This window comes from Moorella sp. E306M (assembly GCF_006538385.1).
Classification (GTDB): Bacteria; Bacillota; DSM-521; order Neomoorellales; family Neomoorellaceae; genus Neomoorella.
Map to the genome: position 1 here is coordinate 1 of NZ_BJKO01000003.1, position 999 is coordinate 999.

At 57.0% G+C, this 999-nt stretch carries 1 protein-coding gene; it reads right to left on the reverse strand.

Annotated elements, in window-relative coordinates:
- On the reverse strand, nt 1–988 hold a 988-nt coding region (gene ltrA / locus FLZ89_RS15450), incomplete at its 3' end, for a group II intron reverse transcriptase/maturase (RefSeq protein WP_141305363.1).
- Nucleotides 989–999 lie beyond the last annotated feature (11 nt).

Below are 999 nucleotides of genomic sequence, written 5' to 3' on the forward strand. Positions count from 1 at the left end.
TGTCGGCCAGGGCGAAGTATCCTATCCATCCGCCCAAATAGGCGTTCAGGTGCTCTATGCGCTCGGCCATGCTTACGGGTTTATTCCGGGCAGTTATCTCCCGGATTTTCGTTTTCACCCGGTCGATGGTCTGCGGCGCCAGGCGGATGAGGATTACTCCTGCCTTAGGCTTATACATACTGAACCCCAGGAATTTCAGTTTCCACGGTCGGTCTACCGCGCTCTTTTGCTCGTTAATCTTGAGCTTTAACCGCTCCTGCAGGAAGTTGCGGATACTTTCCATGACCCTTTCTCCCGCTCGTTTGCTTTTGACGTAGATGTTGCAGTCATCGGCGTAACGGACGAACTTGTGGCCCCTCTTCTCCAGTTCTTTGTCCAGGTCGTCCAGGAGGATGTTGGCCAGGAGCGGGCTTAAGGGTCCGCCCTGGGGCGTTCCTTCTTCCCTTTCCATGACCACTCCGTTCACCATAACCCCTGCCTGGAGGTAACGGCGGATGAGTTTTAGTACCCTCTTATCCGTTACTTTCCGGGCCACCCGGGCCATGAGGATGTCGTGATTTACCCGGTCGAAGAATTTCTCGATATCCAGGTCTACCGCCCATTCGTATCCTTCTTCCACGTATTGACGCGCCTTCTTTACCGCGTCATGGGCTCTCCTTCCGGGTCGGAACCCGAAACTGCTTTCTGAAAACTGCGGTTCGAAGATGGGCATCAATACTTGCAGGAGGGCCTGCTGGATCAGGCGGTCCATCACGGTGGGTATCCCTAACATCCGTTTGCCTCCCCCGGGTTTCGGGATTTCGACCCGGCGTACGGGCTTTGGTCTGTAGGTTCCCGCGAGCAGTTCTTCCCGGATACGCGGCCATTCGGCGCGGATTTGGTCCCGAAGCCGTTCGGTCGGGATGCCGTCCACGCCGGGTGCGCCTCCGTTCCGCTCTACCCGCTTACACGCGGCCAGCATGTTTTGCCTTTCCACCACCTGTTCCATCAGGCCGCTAC